The sequence below is a fragment of the Pseudomonas sp. A1230 genome (genome assembly GCF_044218825.1).
GTDB classification, from domain to species: Bacteria; Pseudomonadota; Gammaproteobacteria; order Pseudomonadales; family Pseudomonadaceae; genus Aquipseudomonas; species Aquipseudomonas iridis.
Genome location: NZ_CP162582.1, coordinates 576,170 through 595,681, shown reverse-complemented (window position 1 = coordinate 595,681; position 19,512 = coordinate 576,170). Strand labels below are relative to the sequence as shown.

Genomic DNA, 19,512 nt, shown 5'->3' with positions numbered 1-19,512 from the left:
TTTCGGAACTGCTGCAACTACATCCAGGGTGAAGCGCGTTGGCTTGCTGGTATGGGTTAAATTGGGGGGCTGGTTAGCCCCCCATGTAACTCACCGTCACTGGTTTGCCCAAGTTGAAGGCCACCACCGAGTTCGGCAGGCTGATCTCCTCATCCCTTGCGTCTCCGCTTACGTGAGGAGTATTTCGCAGCCCGTTAATGCCGTAGTCGAGCTCCAGGTATTAGTCATTAGATCCAGTTGATCGTCCAGGTGTTTCCCGTTAACCCCGACTCTAAATCTATTACTTGATAGCTCACAAAATGGGCAAGTGTCGGCCATCCCGAATGAGTGCGAGTGTCATAGCTTGATTGGTTCATAGCTGGGTACCCACTATAATAGCCTGCATATGACCCCTGAACTCGGATTTCTCGCTTCTTAGTGGGGTGGGGGTAACAATCGCCGTAAAATATGATGTTAACTCCTCTGGGGTGATTGGATCCTGATGGGATTGTTACCCCATTGTCTGCGCGGGCTACGCGTACGATGGTCGGCCTGGTAAAAGGAGGGGCGACCCTAAAGGTCCTGGCATTCGACACCGGAGCGTTGCCATAGAGTGCTTTGGCGGTGAAGCTGTGGCTTGCCACGGCCAGACCTGTCACGAGACGGGTCCAGGTGCCACTGCCATTGACATCGACGATCCCCCTGGAGATGGAGCCGTCGAATATCTCGACTTTCTGGCCTTTGGCGGCGGCACCATACAGCGTCACGGCGGTTTCAACCGTGGCTCCGTTTTGCGCAATCTCAATGCCGCTCGGCGAGCCCCTGACAGAAGTCAATGTCGGAGCGGTGGCCGCAACAACGGTTAGCGTCCTGATCTCCGACTCGGCACCCGTGCCATACAAGGCCTTGGCCTTGAAGCTGTGGCTTGCCACGGCCAGACCTGTCACGAGACGGCTCCAGGTGCCACTGCCATTGACATCGGCGATCTCCCTGGAGATAGCGCCGTCGAATATCTCGACTTTCTGGCCTTTGGCGGCGGCACCATACAGCGTCACGGCGGTTTCAACCGTGGTGCCGTTTTGCGCAATCTCAATGCCGCTCGGCGAGCCCCTGACAGAAGTCAATGTCGGAGCGGTGGCCGCAACAACGGTTAGCGTCCTGATCTCCGACTCGGCACCCGTGCCATACAAGGCTTTGGCCTTGAAGCTGTGCGTGGTAAGGGACAGTCCCGGCACTTCAAGTTCCCATCTGCCTGTGTTGCCGTTCACCTGAGCCGTGCCGATCGCGACAGCTCCATCGTAGATCTCGACTTCCAGGCGCGGAGTGGCGGTGCCGCTCAATTTGATGGTGGTATCGGATGTGTATCCATTGTCGGGTATTTCCACGCCTCCGGAGTCCTTCACCGAATCAATGGCAGGCGTCAGTGCATTGGAAAGGGTGAAGGTTCTGTCGGCAGAGATTTGACCCGTTCCGTAGTCGGCTTTAGCGGTAAATGTCCGCGTCCCGATGCCCGACAACGTAGTTTCGTAAGTCCATTCGCTAGCGGCATTGACCGGCCATTTTCCTTTAGAGGTGTTTCCCTCGAATACCTCGACTCGCTGCAGAGGCGTTGCAGTTCCGCTCAACTTCACCTGTGGATCGACAGTGCCGCCGTTATTCGGAATTTCCTTGTTCTGGGAGTCTGTGACCGAGGTGATTTCCGGTCGCAGATCAATCGGGGGCGCGTCGGTCACCGTGGCGTTGGCTGTGCTGGAATTCCCCACTAATCCCACATTGGGCCTGTGCACTTCATAAACCGCAGTCACCTTGCTACCAGCGAAAACTTTGTCATTGGGCACTTCAAGGAAGCAGGGCAGTTTTCCAATGAAGGGATCCTCTTCGACTTTGCCCCAGACAACCACAGGGTCGGTTTGCCCAGTAGTGGTATAGGTCGCCACAATCTCGTCGCCCACCGCAAAGCGGTTGTCTTTGGTGATCACGACAAGCAGCAACGGATTGCCCGCCAGTTTCTCCAGATCAATGATGCTCGCATCATCACCGGGATAGTCCTCTTTGCGTTCCAGCAAAATCGGCATCGGCAACCGAGTGCCATCCAGATCTTCATCCACGCTCTGTACCGGCGACCACGGCGCATCGGTGTCCGGGCCGTTGCCGATCTGGTCGGTGACGGTGTAGGAGAAATGCAGTTTTTTATCCTGACGTTTCGCCTTGTCGAGAAAGGCACGGGTGACGGTGAAGCAAATGGTGATGGGGGTTTCGTCACCGGGATTGGGCGGTTGCGGCGCCAGATTGGGGTTGACCTTGGGCTTGGGCTCCAGCAGTTCGCCGTTGCATTTGAGGGAGATAACGTCATATGCGCGGCAATACGGATAGGCCACGCACACTTCGGCGCTGACGAAATCCGCGCCGACGCCGTTCTTGATCACCTCCGGCAGTAGCAACTTGAGTTCGGAGTGGCCACCGGGGTCGGTCAGGCGATCCTTCAGGCCGGGGCGAATGCGGTTATAGAGGATTTCCAGCGGTGGTGTGGAAGTGCCGATATTACTGCTGCCGCGCCTGACGGTGTAGTACAGCATGTTGACTTTGTCCGGATGCAGGCGAGCCTTGGGAATGCGCAACGTGGTGCGCGCGTCCGGATCAACAATGGTTTCGCTGTCCAGTGCGGCCGCTTCATTCTCAAGCCAAAGCTCCATGACGTCGCCGGGATCCATAGTGCCCGACAACGGTGGGTCGACGAGGACAACGGCGCCTTCACCGTCGGTAACCAGATCATAGGCCACCAGGGGCACGCCAATATGTGCGCCTTCGACCGGTTCGGTCTGGCCATTTACTTTGGGTGGATAGAGTACGAGGACGGTGTTGTCCGGTGGGGTTGAGGTGGTCATGAAGCAAGCTCCTGCGCAGTGGGAATGGCAGGAGCTATCAGAGCGCTTTATGGCGATTTGCGCACCTGTCAGATCTGACAGGTGGCGACGAATGGTCATTGGCGCGAGCGTCCAAAGCTCCATCTGTCCTTTGGGATTTGCCGTCACGCCGAGTATCGCTAACTGCGCAATATTCAGCGGTATGACGCCAAAGGGAAAGTCGCTCAATAGATCATTGAGAAGTTATCTAAATCTGAGGAGTCTCCTCCATCAGTTATGTCTATAAATTTAATTTCCCTGTTTGATGTTTCTGTTATGTCAACCCATAAGAATGGTGCTACATCATATATCGGGGTGGAGCCGGCTTTAACGAGGTTTAGATTTTCGTAATAGCATTTGTATGTCGATCGACGTGCAAAGTAGTTGCCAATGCCGAACCTATTGCTTTTTGCTGGATATATTAGCGTAAATCTTAAAGTTGCGCCGGCGGCAGGATGTACAGACTTTCCTGTTGTAATGGGTTGAAAATAATTGTCGATATTCTGGATATCTGCACCTTCCGTCAATACCGTCACGGTGATGCTTGGGAAGTCCATGACTGTGCCAACGGGTTTGTCACCAAGTTTGCCTGTCTCGAAATCCTCTAACGTTATTAGAGGGGCTTTCAATTTTAAATTCAATGTTGAAAATATAACGAGTGCCAAATTGCTGGTGGGGCTTGGTAATACTTCAAAAGATACTTTTAATTCAGTGTCGTGTTTCAGGGTTAGCAGTTGCTCTGATTGATAGACCCGATCACCACCAACCTTGCAGGAGTGAGCCTGCATTCACCCGCAGACAAAACCGCCACAGCCCGCCAATCACGGGGGCTGGCGTTTTTTTTCGCCTGCTGGAAATCCGTGGAATGCGTGCTGTACTCAGCGAAGGTTCCAGCAGGGAACCTGTCGTAAGTCCGCAAGGACGCGCAACTCGATGCAGTCTCGATAGCAAGCCTATCAAGGACTCTTCTCATGTCTTTGTTCAAACGTTCAGTTACGGAGTTGCTGGGTACGTTCTGGCTGGTGTTGGGCGGTTGTGGCAGTGCGGTGATCGCCGCCTCTTCACCTTTGGGAATCGGGATGCTGGGGGTCGCCCTGGCGTTTGGTCTGACGGTGCTGACCATGGCCTTTGCCATCGGCCACATCAGCGGTTGTCATCTCAACCCGGCCGTGTCGGTAGGCCTGTTTGTCGGCGGTCGTTTTCCCGCCAGGGAACTGCCCGCCTACATCATCGCCCAGGTGCTGGGCGGGATTCTGGCGGCAGCGCTGCTTTACTACATCGCTAGCGGCAGGGAGGGTTTCGACATTGCCGCCGGTTTGGCCTCCAATGGTTATGGCGAGCATTCGCCCGGCAAGTATTCGATGGCTGCCGGATTTGTCACCGAGCTGGTGATGACCGCGATGTTTGTGATCATCATTCTGGGCGCCACCGACAAACGCGCTCCGCCAGGGCTGGCACCGATTGCCATCGGCCTCGCGCTGACGTTGATCCACCTGATCTCGATTCCAGTGACCAACACCTCGGTCAACCCGGCCCGCAGCACCGGGCCGGCGCTGATGGTCGGCGGCTGGGCGATCGCGCAGTTGTGGATGTTCTGGGTCGCGCCGTTGATTGGCGCGGTGGTCGGTGGCGGGATCTATCGCTGGTTGGGCAAAGAGGAAACCTGAGGGATGCCTGAGCTCACTTTGTAGGAGCTGCCGAAGGCTGCGATCTTTTGATCTTGATGTTCAAAAAACCAGATCAAAAGATCGCAGCCTTCGGCAGTTCCTACAGGGGATCTAGGTTTGGCGGTAGGGCAAGGCTGTTTTGGCTTCCTCGGCATAGGCCATAACGCCAGCGCGTTCCTGTTTCAGGAAATCCTTCACCGCCGCTTTCAATCCGGGATGGCGCAGGTAATGCCATGAATGGGTGATCACCGGTTCAAAGCCACGAATCAGTTTGTGCTCGCCCTGAGCACCGGCATCAAAACGCTGATAACCCTGGGCAATCGCGTAGTCCATGCCCTGATAAAAACAGGTTTCGAAGTGCAGCCGATCAAACTCGGCCAAACAGCCCCAATAACGTCCGTAAAAACTGTCGCCCCCCACCAGACTGAACGCCATGGCCACCGGCCGTGAGCCCTGTTTGGCCAGCACCACGCGAATCGCTTCGGGCATGCGCTCGGCCAGCAGGCTGAAAAATTCCCGGGTCAGATACGGCGTTTGCCGACGCACCGCGTAGGTATTGGCGTAGCAGGCGTAGACGAAATCCCACTGCGCCTCGTCCAGCGCTCCTCCCTCCAGCCATTCAAACTCGAAGCCCTGCCCCGCCACTTGCTCGCGTTCCTTGCGCATCTGTTTGCGCTTGCGCGAAGCGAGCACGTCGAGAAAATCCTGAAAGTCGCGATAGCCGCGATTCTGCCAGTGATACTGACAGCCAATGCGCTGCAACCAGCCCGGCTGTTCGGCCATGGCGGCGTCGGTGAAGGTATCGGTGAAATTGATGTGGGCACTGGAAAGCGCTTCTATTTCCAGATAACCGGGCAGGCTCTTGAGCAGCTCGAAACCGTCCTCGACCCTGGCGGCCAGCAGCCTCGGCCCACTGACGGGACTGAACGGCACCGCCGTCAAAAGCTTGGGGTAGTAATCGATTCCGGCGCGGGCACAGGCATCGGCCCAGCCATGATCGAACACGTACTCGCCGTAGGAATGCCACTTGCGATAACTGGGCAACGCCGCGATCAGCCGATCGTCTTCAATATGCAGCAAATGCTCCGGCTGCCAACCGGAGTGAGGGCCGACGCTGCCGCTGTCTTCCAATGCACTGAGAAACGCATGGCGCAGAAACGGCTGATTGTCCGGCACCAATGCATCCCAGGCATGTGAGGAAATTTCTGACAGGTTTTGCAGACGTTGCAACGGCATCAACAAGCTCTCCACAACAGGACTCCAGCGCCCGCCGAGTATCGCCGATTGCGCCGCAATGCACACCCGCAATCGGCCGACAGCGCTCTAGATCAATAGTTCACGATCAACGCACACCGTCATCATCCTGCCATCACTGTGCCACCGCACTGTCATAAACCATCGCGATACTGGCGCCTGTTTTTAGAGCGCCGGGTTCTAACCCGGACACTGTTTTCCGACCTCGATTGTCGGTTGTGCCCAGGATGGTCAAGCCATCCCCTCTCATCTTCGGAGATTGCTATGCGTCTTGCTTCCACGAAAACTGCGGCGGCCCTGTGCGGTGGCTTGTTGCTGGCCATGAGCGTTCCGGCCAGTGCTGCAGTCGACGCCAAACTGCTCGACATGCTCAAGGCTAACGGTTCGATTTCCCAGGCGCAGTACATTGAACTGCAAACTGAACTGGCCAAGGATCAGAAGGCTCAGCAAATCGCGCAGCAGGCGCAGCAAGAGACCAACGAACAAGTCGCGGCTGTCGCGAAAAAGACCAATGAACAAAGCGCTTTCGACCAGAAACTGGCATGGGCGGCGAAGACTCAGTTCAAGGGCGACGTGCGCATCCGTCAGGAAACCATCAAGATCGATGGCGAACCGAACAACGGCGGTCGCGACAAGGATCGTCAGCGCATCCGTGCCCGTCTGGGTGCCTACACCGAGATCAACCCGCAAGTGGACACCGGTATCCGTATCGCCACAGGCGGCGGCGACGATGCCCGTTCGACTAACCAGGATCAGGACAACTACTTCGACAAGAAGCAGATCTGGCTGGATCTGGGCTACATCGACTACCACCCTGACCAGATCAAGAACCTGCACGTGATCGGCGGCAAGATGCTGCAACCGTGGGTGAGCATGGGCGACGTGATCTGGGATAGCGACATCAACCCTGAAGGTCTGGCCGTTACTTACAAATACCCGCTGGGCAGCAGCGCCGAACTGTTCGGCAGCCTGGGTAACTACAACCTCAAGGACAACGTCGATGGTGACGGCGTGCAGTTCCGTCACGACCTGCGCCTGACCGCCGGCCAACTGGGTAGCCGCTTCAATATCACCGACAACCTGAAGCTGACCTTGGGCGGCAGTGTCTACGCTTACCAGAACGACGAGGATAGCCGTTGCACCGGCACTTCCACGCCGTGCGCGCTGGCGGTCAACGGCAACTCGGCAAACAACGAGTTCCGCCTGTACGAAGGTTTCAGCCAGGTCGACATCGGCGGTCTGCCAATGCCTCTGTCGTTCTACGGCCAATACGTGAAGAACAACGATGCCGTGACCGATCAGGACACTGCCTGGCTGCTCGGCGCCAAGTCGAAGGTCTTTGGTTTCAACCTCGACTACAACTATCGTGACGTGCAGCGCAACGCTGTGGTCGGCGCGTTCACCGACTCCGACTTTGCCAACGGCACCACAGGTTCGCGTGGTCACAAGTTCAAGGTCGGTTACGACATCGACAAGAACTTCGCTGTCGGCGCGACGTACTTCCTGACCAAGGCAGACTTCGCCAGCCGGACCCAGCGTGATGCAGATACCAACACCCTGCAGCTGGATGCGGAAGCCAAGTTCTAAACAGCAGCAATCAATAGCCTGACGTGGGCGGGACGATCCCCCATCATCCGTTCGTTTCACCCACGCGGGGCTATTTCAGAATGCGCAAAAAAACCCTGTAGGAGCTGCCGCAGGCTGCGATCTTTTGATCTTGCTTTTAAGATCAAAAGATCGCAGCCTGCGGCAGCTCCTACAGAGGCTTGTCTTCCCGTCGTTGCGTCGCCAGGCGCTCAGCCAGCGCATCGACACCCTCTTCAGGTTGTTCCGGCATGGCCTTCAGTGTCGCCTGCATCAACCGCATCTGGCGTATGAAACGCCGGCAGTTGCGGCAGAACATCAGGTGATGACGCACCATCAGCTTCTCGCCAAAACTCAGCTGACCATCGAGATAATCGCTGGATCGTGCCACTTGCTCCTTGCATGTCAACATTCTCCTGTCTCCTCAAAATGTTCCACGGTCGCGAAGACCTTTAACCGTGCCCGATGCAGCAGCACCCGAACATTGGAGAGCGAGATGTCCAGAAGATTACAGATCTCTTCGAGCTCCACGCCCTGGCGCTCACGCAACAGCAAAACGCTGCTTTGCAGTTCCGACAGGCTCAGCAACGTGTGCTCCAGGCACTCGCGCAGTTCGCCTTCGGTCAACAACGCCTCGGGAGTGTCCTGGTGCCAGGCGAAAGGCGCGACCAGCCAATGGCCGTCGCCGGACGAAAAACGGTCGTCGTCGATAGTGCCGTGGGGCGACGGCAAGTCGTCGAGCAGCACCTCACGGCGATTTTGCTTGTAGCGACTCTTGGCCGAGTTGGCAGTGATGGTCAGCAGCCAGGTCTTGAGACTGGAGCGCCCTTCGAAGCTGCCAATATGACGCACCACCGACAGCCAGGCGTCCTGCACCACTTCCTCGACATGACGCTGACCGACGATCGCATATGCAACGGCACGCATGGCGCTCTGATAAGTCGTGACCAGCTCCTTGAAAGCCTTCTGCTCGCCTGCCAGCAAACGCTCAAGCAATTGGGTGTCGTCCGTAACGGCCATTGACGCCTCGTTTCAGTTGATAGGACGCAAAAGATCGCAGCCCGCGGCAGCACTTACAACAACGGGTTTGAAACCGTCAGTGTAGGAGCTGTCGCAGGCTGCGATCTTTTGAAGGCAAACTCAGCGCTTGCGCAGAATCACGCTACCGATCGAGTAACCCGCACCGAACGAACTCAGCACTGCCAGCGAACCGGCGGCCAGGTCATCCTGGTACTTGTGGAAGGCAATGACCGAACCCGCCGAACTGGTGTTGGCGTAGGTGTCGAGGATTACCGGCGCCTCTTCTTCCGTCGCTTCGCGACCCAGCAGTTTGCGCACGATCAGGTGGTTCATGCTCAGGTTGGCCTGGTGCAGCCAGAAGCGCTTAACGTCGCCGACATTGAGCTGGTTCTCTTGCAGATGCTCGCCGATCAGTTCGGCAACCATCGGGCAAACGTCCTTGAACACCTTGCGGCCTTCCTGCACGAACAGCTTGTCGCGAGCACCGACGCCCTCTTCCGCCGCGCGGTTGAGGAAACCGAAGTTGTTGCGGATGTTGTTGGAAAACTTGGTCAGCAGTTTGGTGCTGACCACGTCGAACTGGTGCTTGGAGGTAGCCAGGTCGGCGCGTTCGATGATCACCGCAGTGGCTGCATCGCCGAAGATGAAGTGGCTGTCGCGGTCACGGAAGTTCAAGTGACCGGTGCAGACTTCCGGGTTGACCATCAGGATCGCCCGGGCCTGGCCCAGTTGCACGCTGTTGGTCGCTGCCTGAATGCCGAAGGTCGCCGAGGAACAGGCCACGTTCATGTCGAAACCGAAACCTTGAATGCCCAGCGCTTCCTGAACTTCGATGGCGATGGCCGGGTAGGCGCGTTGCAGGTTGGAGCAGGCAACGATGACACCGTCGATGTCGGCAGCGGTTTTGCCGGCGCGTTGCAAGGCTTGCTCGGCAGCACCGATGGCCATCTGGCAGAGTACCGACCATTCGTCGTTGGACCGCTCCGGCAGGCGCGGGGCCATGCGTTGCGGATCAAGAATGCCGTCCTTGTCCATGACAAAACGGCTTTTGATGCCCGAGGCTTTCTCGATGAACGGTGCGCTGGATTCAGTCAGTGCCTGGACTTCGCCGCTGGCGATGGCCTCGGCGTTGTCCGCGTTGAACTGTGCGACGTAGGTATTGAAAGACTGCACCAGCTCTTCGTTGGAGATGCTGTTGGCCGGGGTATACAGGCCGGTGCCGCTGATGACGACGTTATGCATGGTCGTTTCTCTAATCTGTTCAGGCAGAAAGTGCTGGAACCGTCGTACCAACACACAAAGGGTCTATTCCCATCCGGGGGACGCAAACCTGGCATCGCTTTATTCCGCTCCGGGACACGGCCGAAGGCTCTGGGTCGCGAACGCGGCGTTTATGGTCGCGAAGTTTGCCATAAACCCAAGGTTTTGGCCCCTTTCTCACGCACTACCCAAATCCCGACGTGGGAGCGAGCCTGCTCGCGAAGGCGGTATGTCAGTCACCGCTATGGTGTCTGATACAGCGCTTTCGCGAGCAGGCTCGCTCCCACAGGGGGCATTGCTTACGGAGCAAGATCAGGGCTCGACCTGAGTCCACTGCTTGTTCAGGCGTTTGTCGGAGATCGGTACTTTCGTCCCCAGCTGCTGGGCGAACAGCGAAACCCGATACTCCTCCAGCCACCAGCGGTACAACTCAAGCCGCGGATCGCGTTTGCCTTCCTGGGCGTGTTTGGCGGCGCGAGTCTGGTATTGCGCCCAGAGGCCAGCGAGCTCACCGCTCCAGACCCGATCCTTCTGCACCTGCGCGCCGAGTTTCTCGAAACGCTGCTCGACCGCTTTCAGGTAACGCGGCAACTCCTTGAGCCACTGCATCGGCGTTTCCCGGACAAAGCCCGGATAGACCAGATTACTGATCTGCTGCTTGATGTCATTGAGCGCCACGGCTTGGGCGAGGTCGATCTTGCCCTTGAAGCGCTTTTGCAGACCGTGCCAGATCTTCAGGATCTCCAGCGTCAGCCGCGCCACACGTTCGGCGTGTTCAGTCCAGCTGCTGCGCTTGCGCTCGGCCAATGCCGCCAGCCCTGCGCCGTCACGGGGCAACGGGTCTTCGCCCTCCAGAATGCAGCTGTCGAGGCTGGCCAGCAAAATGTCTTCGACCAAGGCATCGACCCGCCCCAGATCGCGGTAGAGCAAACCCAGTTCGGTCTGCCCCGGCAACTTGCCACGCAGGAATTTGGCCGGCTCGGCCAATTGCTGCATCAACAAACGCTGCAACGCACGACGATGCTGAAACTCGGCTTCGGCCGGCGTCGAGAATCGTCCTTCCTTGACCGTACCGCCCTCTTCCACCAGCGCCGGATACACCGTCATCGACAACCCGGCGATCTTCTGCTGAGTTTTTTCTGCCACCGGGGCAAAGACTTTCGCCTCCACCGGTTGCTGACTTTTAGCGCTCTGCGGCACAGCCAGTGCGGCCTGACTGGCTTCGGCAAAACGCGCGGTCAGCTCGGCCAGATCTCGTCCTTCGCCAAGAAACTTGCCTTGGCCGTCGACGATTTCCAGGTTCATCCGCAGATGCCCTTCGACCCCTTGCTCAGCCTCTGCCCACGCCTCATCGCTGACCCGTGCGCCGGTCATGCGCAACAGCTCACGGCCCAGAGCTTGCGGCAGCGAACCTTCGGCGAAGGTCATGCGTTGCAACGCTGCCTTGATGAAGTCCGGCACCGGCACGAAATTCTTGCGCAGCGCTTTCGGCAAGTTACGCACGAGGGCGATGCACTTGGCCTCGATCAACCCCGGCACCAGCCATTCCAGACGCTCCGGCGGCAACATCGGCAACAGCGGCGCCGGCACACGCAAGGTCACGCCGTCACGCGGGTGATTGGGTTCAAAATGATACGTCAGGGCCAGCTCCAGATCACCGATATGCAGGGTGTCCGGGTAATCCCGTGCGGTGACTTCACTGGCCTCGCGAGCCAGTACGTCTTCTTCACGCATGATCAACAGCTGCGGATCTTTCTGGCTGTTGATGCGATACCAACTGTCGAAGGTCGCCGTCTGGTGAATCTCTGCCGGCAAGCGTGCATCGTAGAAGGCGTACAGGGTTTCTTCGTCGGCGAGAATGTCGCGACGACGGGCCTTGGCTTCGAGTTCGTCGAGCTGTTCCAGTAGCTTCTGGTTAGCAGACAGACACTTGGCTCTGGATTGAATCTCGCCGCGCACCAGACCTTCACGGATAAACAATTCACGCGAGACCACCGGATCTACCGGACCGTAGTGCACCGGCCGGCGGCCAACCACGATCAGGCCGAACAGGGTGATCTGCTCGAACGCCACGACCTGGCCGCGCTTCTTCTCCCAGTGCGGCTCGAAGTGGTTTTTCTTGATCAGATGCCCGGCCAGCGGCTCGATCCAGTCAGCGTCGATCTTGGCGACCATGCGTGCGTAAAGCTTGGTGGTCTCCACCAGTTCGGCGGTCATCAGCCATTGCGGGCGCTTCTTGCCGATGCCTGACGACGGATGAATCCAGAAGCGTCGCTGACGGGCGCCGAGGTAATCGCCGTCCTCGGTTTTCTGGCCGATCTGGCTGAGCAGCCCCACCAGCACCGCTTTGTGCAGTTTCGGATAATCCGCCGGCTCTTTGTTCAGGCTCAGCTGCATGTCGCGGCAGATCAGGCTCAACTGGCGATGGGAATCGCGCCACTCGCGCAAACGCAAGTAATTGAGGAAGTTCTTCCGACACCAATTGCGCAGCGGACTGGCCGTGAGCGCCTGGCGCTGTTCTTCAAAACCGCGCCACAGATTGACCAGCCCGGCGAAGTCCGAGTCGATGTCTTTCCATTGCGCGTGGGCCTGATCGGCGGCTTGCTGACGCTCCGGCGGACGCTCGCGCGGGTCCTGAATCGACATGGCACTGGCGACGATCAGCACTTCTTGCAGACTGCCGAGCTTGGCCGCTTCGAGCAACATACGCCCCATGCGCGGGTCCACCGGCAGGCGCGCCAATTGGCGGCCGAGCGGGGTCAACTGGCTGTTGCGATCGACCGCCGAGAGTTCTTGCAGCAAATTGAAACCGTCACTGATCGCCTTGCCGTCCGGCGGCTCGATGAACGGGAACGCGGTGATTTCGCCGAGGCGCAGATGGAGCATCTGCAAAATCACCGCGGCGAGGTTGGTGCGCAGAATTTCCGGATCGGTAAATTCCGGGCGGCCGATGAAGTCTTCTTCGCTGTAGAGGCGGATGCAAATGCCCGGCTCGACCCGGCCGCAGCGACCTTTACGCTGGTTGGCACTGGCTTGGGAAATCGCTTCGATCGGCAGGCGCTGAACCTTGGCGCGATAGCTGTAGCGGCTGATGCGCGCAGTACCGCTGTCGATCACGTAACGGATGCCCGGCACGGTCAGCGAGGTTTCGGCAACGTTGGTCGCCAGCACCACACGACGGCCCGGGTGCGACTGGAAAATCCGCTGCTGCTCGGCCGGTGACAGACGCGCATACAGCGGCAGAATTTCGGTGTGCTTGATCTGCGCCTTGCGCAGCATATCGGCGGCGTCACGAATCTCCCGTTCGCCGGGCAGGAACACCAAAACATCACCGGGGCTGCGGCGTTCGCTGCGCTCATAAGCGGCGATTTCGTCGAGGGTGGCGAGGATCGCCTGATCCACGGTCAGGTCATCTTCGACACGGTTGCCCTCTTCGTCCTGCTCCAGGGTCAGCGGGCGATACCAGGTGTCTACCGGGAAGGTTCGGCCGGAGACTTCAACAATCGGTGCATCGTCGAAATGCCTGGAGAAACGTTCCAGATCGATGGTTGCCGAGGTGATGATGACTTTCAGATCCGGGCGACGCGGCAGCAGGGTTTTCAGGTAACCGAGCAGAAAATCGATGTTGAGGCTGCGTTCGTGGGCTTCGTCGACGATGATCGTGTCGTAGCGTTCGAGGTAGCGGTCGTTCTGGGTTTCCGCCAGCAGGATGCCGTCGGTCATCAGTTTGATCAGGGTGTTGGAGTCGCTCTGATCTTCAAAACGTACCTGATAGCCGACCAGCGAACCGAGGGGCGTTCCGAGTTCTTCGGCGACGCGGCTGGCGACGCTGCGCGCAGCGATCCGGCGCGGCTGGGTGTGGCCGATCAGACCGTGTTGACCACGACCGATTTCCAGGCAGATTTTCGGCAACTGGGTGGTTTTACCCGAGCCGGTTTCGCCCGCGATGATCAGGACCTGATGCTGCTCCAGCGCCTTTTTGATCTCGTCACGCTTGGCCGCAATCGGCAGGCTGTCGTCGTAACGAATGACCGGCAGGCTGGCCTTTCGCGCCAGCACCTGATCACAAGATGCCTGCATGCGCGTCACCCACTGGGCCAGCTTGGCCTCATCGGGATTCTTGCGCAGCTCAAGCAACTGCCGCCGCAGCCGGTGGCGGTCGGCGAGCATGGCGTGATCGAGGTTTTTCAACAGTTTGTCGATGGAGGGCGATTCGTCGGTCATCGGGTACGCAATTCGGTCGTCTATTTGTGCAGGGGGCGGATTGTCGCAGAAAAGTAGCTACAAGGGCCAAGCGCCAAGCTACAAGCCGCAAGTTCAAAGCGGCTTCTCACTTGTAGCTTGCAGCTTGGCACTTGCAGCTGCAGTTATTCGTTATCGAGGCCTTTACGCCGATACGGAAACACATCAATCACTTTGCCGGCGCGAATCGCGTCCTGCAGGCTTTTCCAGTAATCGGCGTTATACAACTCGCCATGCAACTGGTCGAACAACTTGCGTTGCCCCGAATCGGCAAACAGAAACGGCGGAAACTCCTCGGGAAACACATCCAGCGGCCCGATCGAATACCACGGTTCCGACGCCATTTCATCCTCGGGTGTGCGCGGTTGCGGGATGTGGCGGAAGTTGGCTTCGGTCAGGAAACAGATCTCGTCGTAGTCATAGAACACCACCCGGCCGTGACGGGTGACGCCGAAGTTCTTCAACAACATGTCGCCGGGAAAGATGTTCGCCGCCGCCAGTTGCTTGATCGCGAGCCCGTAATCTTCCAGCGCTTCATGCACCTGCGCATCGTTGGCGTTTTCCAGGTAAAGGTTGAGCGGGGTCATCCGCCGTTCCGTCCAGCAGTGGCGGATCAGCACCGTGTCGCCTTCGACCGACACCGTGGACGGCGCGACCTCCAGTAATTCCTCGAGGCACGCTGGCTCGAACTTGCTCAGCGGAAAACGAAAGTCGGCGAATTCCTGGGTATCGGCCATGCGCCCTACCCGGTCGACGCTTTTCACCAGTCGATACTTCTCGATGACCGTGGCACGGTCGACGTTTTTCGACGGTGAAAACCGGTCCTTGATGATCTTGAACACGGTGTTGAAGCCCGGCAGGGTAAACACGCTCATGACCATGCCACGCACGCCCGGCGCCATGATGAACTGGTCATCGGTGTTGGCCAGGTGATTGATCAGCGCCCGATAGAACTCGGACTTGCCGTGCTTGTAAAAGCCAATCGAGGTATACAACTCGGCGATGTGTTTGCCCGGCAAAATCCGCCGCAGAAAACCGATGAACTCAGCCGGCACCGGCACATCGACCATGAAATACGAACGGGTGAAAGAGAAGATGATCGACACATCGGCTTCGTCGGTGATCAGCGCATCAATCTGAATACCGCGCCCTTCGCGGTGCAGCAGCGGAATCACCAGGGGCCATTGCTCATCGCGGGTGTAAATGCGTCCGACCAGGTACGCGCCCTTGTTGCGGTACAACACCGAGGAAAACAGCTCGACGCTCAGTTCCGGGTCTTTGCACACCCAGTCCGGGAGATTTTCACGCAACTGCGCTTCGAGGCGGCGCAGGTCGCCGGGCAAATCGGCGTAATCCTCGCTGAAACGGTAGTCGGCAAAAATGCTCGCGAGCATCCCCGACAATTGCCCTTGCGGCTTGTACGTGCGGGTTTGCGCAGCCCGCGCTCGGCGCAGGCTCGGGCGGGTGGTGTGGATGAACATGCAGCCGTCGCTGATCAGGTCATGGCTGAACAGCCCGCAGAAAATCGAGTTGTACCAGGTCTCCGACAGTTCGTCGTCGAAGCGCAGGTCGATGACGCTGATGTAGGCGCTTTTCACCAGCGGCCAGCAACTGACATTCATCAGCGCTTCGTCGTCGAAGTATTCGCGCAGTCGGGCGATGGTTTCGCCGACTTTTTCCTCATACAGGTTGATTCGCGCCGCCGACGCGGTTTGCGTCTCCTGCCAGCGCGCCTGCTCGAATCGCTCCCGGGCGCCATCGGTGATGCGGCGGAAATGCTCGCGGTAATCATCAAAGCCATCGAGGATCATGCGGGCGATGTCGGTGGCGGGCCATTGCTGCGGCATAGATGAAACCTCTGCGTGCATTCGTGATGCCTGAGCTTAGCCACGGAACCGGCATGAGGAGAAGTGCAATTTCTGCCAAAACCGAAGCGCAGACGTACGGCTTGGCATTTTTTGCCAGGCATTCCTGCCGGGGACATTTAAATGCCCGATTAGCGGTTGCCATCGTCAGGACGCTCGGCAACACTCTCGTCCCGATCAAGCAAGGAGCCCGCCGTGAGCCCTGTCGATATTTTCCGTATGTTGTCGCTGGCTGCCATCTGGGGTGCGAGTTTTCTGTTCATGCGCATTATTGCGCCAGTGATCGGCACCATTCCGACGGCGTTTTTTCGGGTATCGATCGCTGCCGTCGGTCTGCTGGTGATCCTCGGACTGATGCGCATCAGCTGGGATTTCAAGGGCAAGCTGAAAACCCTGATGCTGCTCGGCGTGATCAACTCGGGGATACCGGCGACGCTGTATTCGGTCGCGGCTCAAGTGCTGCCAGCCGGTTATTCGGCGATCTTCAACGCCACCACGCCATTGATGGGTGTGTTGATCGGCGGGTTGTTCTTCAGCGAGAAACTCACCACGGCCAAACTGGCGGGCGTGTTCCTTGGATTGTTCGGTGTAGGCGTGCTGACGCGCGCCGGTCCCGTGGCCTTCGATATGCAATTGCTGCTGGGCGCCCTCGCCTGCCTGCTCGCGACCACTTGTTACGGTTTTGCCGGATTCCTTGCACGGCGCTGGCTGGATCAGGCCGGCGGGTTGGACAGTCGTTTGTCAGCCGTGGGCAGCATGCTCGGCGCGACACTGTTCCTGCTGCCGCTGTTCGGTTACAGCGTGGTAACTCAACCGCCGGCGAGCTGGGGCGGCTGGAGTGTCTGGCTGTCGCTGCTCGGCTTGGGCCTGGGCTGCACCGCGTTCGCCTACATTATTTACTTCCGCCTGCTCAGCTCCATTGGCCCGGTCAAATCGATGACCGTGACCTTCATGATTCCGCCGTTCGGGGTGTTGTGGGGGGCGCTGTTGCTGGATGAGCCGTTGTCGATGGCTCACGTCTACGGCGGGGTGTTGATTGCGTTGGCGTTGTGGCTGGTGTTGAAGCCGGCGGTGGTGAAAAAACTGTAGGTGCCGTCGCTGGCTGCGATCTTGTGACTTTAAAGATCAGGATCAAAAGATCGCAGCCTGCGGCAGCGCCTACAGGGGTCGCGTCATTGGGTTTTGCGGAACACGAAGGCCAACCCGACAATGATCAACAGCATCCCCAGCACGCTCAATGCCGCCAGGCGATTACCGAAAATCAGGTAGTCCATCACCGCCGTCACCGCTGGCACCAGATAGAACAGACTGGTGACATTCACCAGATTCCCCCTGGCGATCAGGCGATACAGCAGCAGCGTCGCCAGTACCGACACCACCAGCCCCATCCACAACACCGGCACGATGAAACCCGCGCTGTGTTCGAAATGAAACGGCTGGAACGGCACAAAGATCCCGCACAACAACAGCCCGGCCAGGTACTGCACCGGCAGCGTGCCGAGGGGATTTTCGGTGATGCGTTTCTGCATGATCGACCCCAGCGTCATGCTCCCCAACGCCAGCAGACCAAACAGCATCCCCGCCCACGACATGCCGGCCAGACCGATGCCCTGGTAAACCACCATGATCAGGCCCGCCAAGCCAAGCGCCAGCCCGAACAGCCGGCTCGCCGAGCGCTGCCGCTCCATTAATACCACCGTCAGAATCGGCTGCACGCCCATGATGGTCGCCATCACACCCGGGGTGATTTGGGTGTTCAGGGCCAGCAGATAGAAAATCTGATAAGCCCCCAACAACACCACCCCCGTGGCGATCGCAAACAGCATCGGCCTGCCGCCCTTGGGCAGTTTCAGTTTCAGTAATGGAATCAGCAGCACCAGCCCGCACAGGGCGATGGCAAAGCGAATGAACAGGAAAGCAAAGGGTGACGCGTGGGCCAGCCCCCATTTGGAGAAGATCGCCCCGCTGCTCCACAGCAGAACGAACAGGCACGTGGACAGCGCCGCAAGCGCGGACTTTTTCGAAAGGACAAACATGAATACCACCTGTAGTCAGGCAAATAGCCAACTCAGCCGAAGCTGAAATTCAGTAGGTTTTTGCAGGCGGGCGCAGGGGTCAGCAACAAATGCCGATCAGCCCGAAACACCAACGCCCGGCGGTGGCGGCGCAACTGCGCGCACCGGCGTGCTACTGACAGGTGGAGGGTAATGACTGATCTGCTTTGGCTGCTGATTCCCGCACGGCACGACGCCAGCGTTGACCGCTGAATCGACTACCGCGTTGATGAGGGATGCAGGCATTTGGGCTGATCTTCTTGGGATAGAGGTGTGAGTCGTATGGCTCACGAGGGCCGACTATAACCAGCGCGGGACATGGATTGCAATGATTTGACCAAAGCGCCAGCAGCGACAGACGGGGGTCAGGTGAATCGGCTTTCGAGGCCGGCTAAACCCATCGACGCAAGCCATCGCTCAGCGCAGGAGGCAAAATGAGCAAATCGACAAAGAAGCCTTCACGCGGAAAAATCGCTCCCAACGGCAGAAAGCCCGGTGAAGTAGCACTGACCGCCAGCCCTGCAATTACTTGTAACAGGCACTGAAACCGAAGAGCCAAACTTACTCGCCGCTGTCCGCCTGTAACTTTTTCACAGAAATAAAAAACCGCTCACAAGGAGCGGTTTTTTACTTCTGTAGTCCGGCCTCAACCAAACAACCAGTACCCCAACAACGTCAGCACAACTACCGCCAGCACCGGACGCATCACCCGGTAAGCCTTCGGATTACGGCGTTTCCACTGTTTGACCACGCCGCTGAACCGGTCACTGAAGTTCTTGCTCCAGGCGTAGGCCTGGTTGATCCCGCCGACGCGTTCATCGTCAAGGTTCTGCGGTGCGGTGGCGCGGCCGAGCCAGCCGCTGATGAAGCGGTTGATGCGGGTCATCAGGCGATTGCTCAGTGGACGTTCGATGTCGCAGAACAGGATGACGCGGGTCTTGTCGGTTTCGTTCTTGACCCAGTGCACATAGGTCTCATCGAACATCACGTCTTCACCGTCGCGCCACGCGTAGACCTGGCCGTCGACGAAGATCCGGCAATCATCTGAATTGGGCGTCGACAAGCCCAAGTGATAACGCAGGGAGCCGGCAAACGGATCGCGGTGCGGATTGAGGTGACTGCCGCCGGGCAACAGCGCAAACATCGCGCCTTTGACGTTGGGAATGGCACTGACCAACGCCACGGTTTTCGGGCACAGGGTCTCTGCCGATGGCAGCGGTTTGTCGTACCACTTGAGGTAGAAACGCTTCCAGCCCTTCTTGAAGAACGAGCCAAACCCGGCATCGTTGTTCTTTTCGGCCGCGCGGATATACCCCTCATCGAACAGGTGCATGGCTTCGTCGCGGATGATTTCCCAGTTGTCGCGCAGTACATCCAGTTCCGGAAACTTGCTGCGATCCAGATACGGCTTGGAGGGTACGCCGGAGAACAGGTACATCAAGGCGTTGTAAGGCGCGAACAGTGCCGAGTGGTTGACGAACTGGCGCAGCACCGGCAGGCGCGCCTTACCGCGCAGATGCACATAGAGGATGCTGCCGACAAACAGCAGCAGCACTGACACCTTGGCGGCTAACGAATAGGTCATCAACGACTCCTTGAATAAAAACAACGCTGCACAATGCCCTTTACCCGGCATGGCAGCCGGCCATGATAAACACTACCGGCCTGAGGCAAAACCCGTTCA

At 58.3% G+C, this 19,512-nt stretch carries 14 protein-coding genes; 3 read left to right on the top strand and 11 right to left on the bottom strand.

All coding sequences use genetic code 11. The annotated features are described in order from the left end of the window. Window positions 1-227: 227 nt before the first annotated feature. A complete protein-coding gene (locus tag AB4P97_RS02830; protein WP_395602048.1) occupies window positions 228-2,864 on the bottom strand; it encodes a hypothetical protein in 2,637 nt (878 codons plus the stop codon). Between the two features lie 203 nt (window positions 2,865-3,067). Then, window positions 3,068-3,670, bottom strand: coding sequence for a hypothetical protein (locus AB4P97_RS02825; RefSeq protein WP_395602047.1), 603 nt, complete (start codon window positions 3,668-3,670; stop codon window positions 3,068-3,070). Between the two features lie 183 nt (window positions 3,671-3,853). On the opposite strand from AB4P97_RS02825, the gene aqpZ reads away from it, so the two are divergent. Next, window positions 3,854-4,549, top strand: a complete 696-nt coding sequence (aqpZ, locus tag AB4P97_RS02820) for an aquaporin Z (RefSeq protein ID WP_042558120.1) — start codon at window positions 3,854-3,856, stop codon at window positions 4,547-4,549. Window positions 4,550-4,660: 111 nt separating this feature from the next. Here the strand turns inward: aqpZ and AB4P97_RS02815 are convergent, their stop codons facing one another. Further along, window positions 4,661-5,785: a GNAT family N-acetyltransferase gene (locus AB4P97_RS02815; protein WP_395602046.1), complete on the bottom strand. Its 1,125-nt coding sequence runs from the start codon at window positions 5,783-5,785 to the stop codon at window positions 4,661-4,663. A gap of 282 nt (window positions 5,786-6,067) precedes the next feature. Between AB4P97_RS02815 and AB4P97_RS02810 the strand changes: the two genes are divergently transcribed. Beyond that, window positions 6,068-7,390: a putative porin gene (locus AB4P97_RS02810; protein WP_042558119.1), complete on the top strand. Its 1,323-nt coding sequence runs from the start codon at window positions 6,068-6,070 to the stop codon at window positions 7,388-7,390. 169 nt (window positions 7,391-7,559) lie between these two features. Here the strand turns inward: AB4P97_RS02810 and AB4P97_RS02805 are convergent, their stop codons facing one another. From AB4P97_RS02805 to aceK, 5 genes are all read right to left on the bottom strand, one after another. Further along, entirely contained in the window at window positions 7,560-7,799 is a 240-nt protein-coding gene (locus AB4P97_RS02805; RefSeq protein WP_210622188.1) for an anti-sigma factor, read from the bottom strand. Further along, window positions 7,793-8,407, bottom strand: coding sequence for an RNA polymerase sigma factor (locus AB4P97_RS02800; protein WP_042558118.1), 615 nt, complete (start codon window positions 8,405-8,407; stop codon window positions 7,793-7,795). Before AB4P97_RS02800 ends, AB4P97_RS02805 begins: the two co-directional genes overlap by 7 nt. A gap of 120 nt (window positions 8,408-8,527) precedes the next feature. Beyond that, a complete protein-coding gene (locus tag AB4P97_RS02795) occupies window positions 8,528-9,649 on the bottom strand; it encodes a beta-ketoacyl-ACP synthase III (protein WP_042558117.1) in 1,122 nt (373 codons plus the stop codon). 330 nt (window positions 9,650-9,979) lie between these two features. After that, window positions 9,980-13,891, bottom strand: coding sequence for an ATP-dependent RNA helicase HrpA (gene hrpA, locus AB4P97_RS02790; protein WP_395602045.1), 3,912 nt, complete (start codon window positions 13,889-13,891; stop codon window positions 9,980-9,982). Between the two features lie 143 nt (window positions 13,892-14,034). Further along, window positions 14,035-15,756 (bottom strand): bifunctional isocitrate dehydrogenase kinase/phosphatase, encoded by a 1,722-nt coding sequence (gene aceK, locus AB4P97_RS02785; protein ID WP_115147725.1) that lies wholly within the window; start codon window positions 15,754-15,756, stop codon window positions 14,035-14,037. Between the two features lie 213 nt (window positions 15,757-15,969). On the opposite strand from aceK, the gene AB4P97_RS02780 reads away from it, so the two are divergent. After that, window positions 15,970-16,863, top strand: coding sequence for a DMT family transporter (locus AB4P97_RS02780; RefSeq protein WP_115147724.1), 894 nt, complete (start codon window positions 15,970-15,972; stop codon window positions 16,861-16,863). 83 nt (window positions 16,864-16,946) lie between these two features. On the opposite strand, the gene AB4P97_RS02775 is transcribed toward AB4P97_RS02780, so the two are convergent. From AB4P97_RS02775 to AB4P97_RS02765, 3 genes are all read right to left on the bottom strand, one after another. Further along, the gene (locus AB4P97_RS02775; RefSeq protein ID WP_115147723.1) at window positions 16,947-17,810 is read right to left on the bottom strand and encodes a DMT family transporter; all 864 of its coding nucleotides are present in this window, start codon (window positions 17,808-17,810) and stop codon (window positions 16,947-16,949) included. Between the two features lie 96 nt (window positions 17,811-17,906). Next, on the bottom strand, window positions 17,907-18,074 hold the full coding sequence (locus tag AB4P97_RS02770; RefSeq protein ID WP_261735212.1) for a hypothetical protein: 168 nt from the start codon (window positions 18,072-18,074) through the stop codon (window positions 17,907-17,909). A 400-nt stretch (window positions 18,075-18,474) separates the two neighbouring features. Next, entirely contained in the window at window positions 18,475-19,413 is a 939-nt protein-coding gene (locus AB4P97_RS02765; RefSeq protein ID WP_047300113.1) for an aspartyl/asparaginyl beta-hydroxylase domain-containing protein, read from the bottom strand. Between the last annotated feature and the right edge of the window lie 99 nt (window positions 19,414-19,512).

What these genes read in the sequence shown, in the direction of transcription:
- AB4P97_RS02830 (WP_395602048.1), bottom strand. Translation starts at nt 2,864, where the DNA reads ATGACCACCTCAACCCCACCGGACAACACCGTCCTCGTACTCTATCCA.
- AB4P97_RS02825 (WP_395602047.1), bottom strand. Translation starts at nt 3,670, where the DNA reads ATGCAGGCTCACTCCTGCAAGGTTGGTGGTGATCGGGTCTATCAATCA.
- aqpZ (WP_042558120.1), top strand. Translation starts at nt 3,854, where the DNA reads ATGTCTTTGTTCAAACGTTCAGTTACGGAGTTGCTGGGTACGTTCTGG.
- AB4P97_RS02815 (WP_395602046.1), bottom strand. Translation starts at nt 5,785, where the DNA reads ATGCCGTTGCAACGTCTGCAAAACCTGTCAGAAATTTCCTCACATGCC.
- AB4P97_RS02810 (WP_042558119.1), top strand. Translation starts at nt 6,068, where the DNA reads ATGCGTCTTGCTTCCACGAAAACTGCGGCGGCCCTGTGCGGTGGCTTG.
- AB4P97_RS02805 (WP_210622188.1), bottom strand. Translation starts at nt 7,799, where the DNA reads ATGTTGACATGCAAGGAGCAAGTGGCACGATCCAGCGATTATCTCGAT.
- AB4P97_RS02800 (WP_042558118.1), bottom strand. Translation starts at nt 8,407, where the DNA reads ATGGCCGTTACGGACGACACCCAATTGCTTGAGCGTTTGCTGGCAGGC.
- AB4P97_RS02795 (WP_042558117.1), bottom strand. Translation starts at nt 9,649, where the DNA reads ATGCATAACGTCGTCATCAGCGGCACCGGCCTGTATACCCCGGCCAAC.
- hrpA (WP_395602045.1), bottom strand. Translation starts at nt 13,891, where the DNA reads ATGACCGACGAATCGCCCTCCATCGACAAACTGTTGAAAAACCTCGAT.
- aceK (WP_115147725.1), bottom strand. Translation starts at nt 15,756, where the DNA reads ATGCCGCAGCAATGGCCCGCCACCGACATCGCCCGCATGATCCTCGAT.
- AB4P97_RS02775 (WP_115147723.1), bottom strand. Translation starts at nt 17,810, where the DNA reads ATGTTTGTCCTTTCGAAAAAGTCCGCGCTTGCGGCGCTGTCCACGTGC.
- AB4P97_RS02770 (WP_261735212.1), bottom strand. Translation starts at nt 18,074, where the DNA reads ATGCCTGCATCCCTCATCAACGCGGTAGTCGATTCAGCGGTCAACGCT.
- AB4P97_RS02765 (WP_047300113.1), bottom strand. Translation starts at nt 19,413, where the DNA reads ATGACCTATTCGTTAGCCGCCAAGGTGTCAGTGCTGCTGCTGTTTGTC.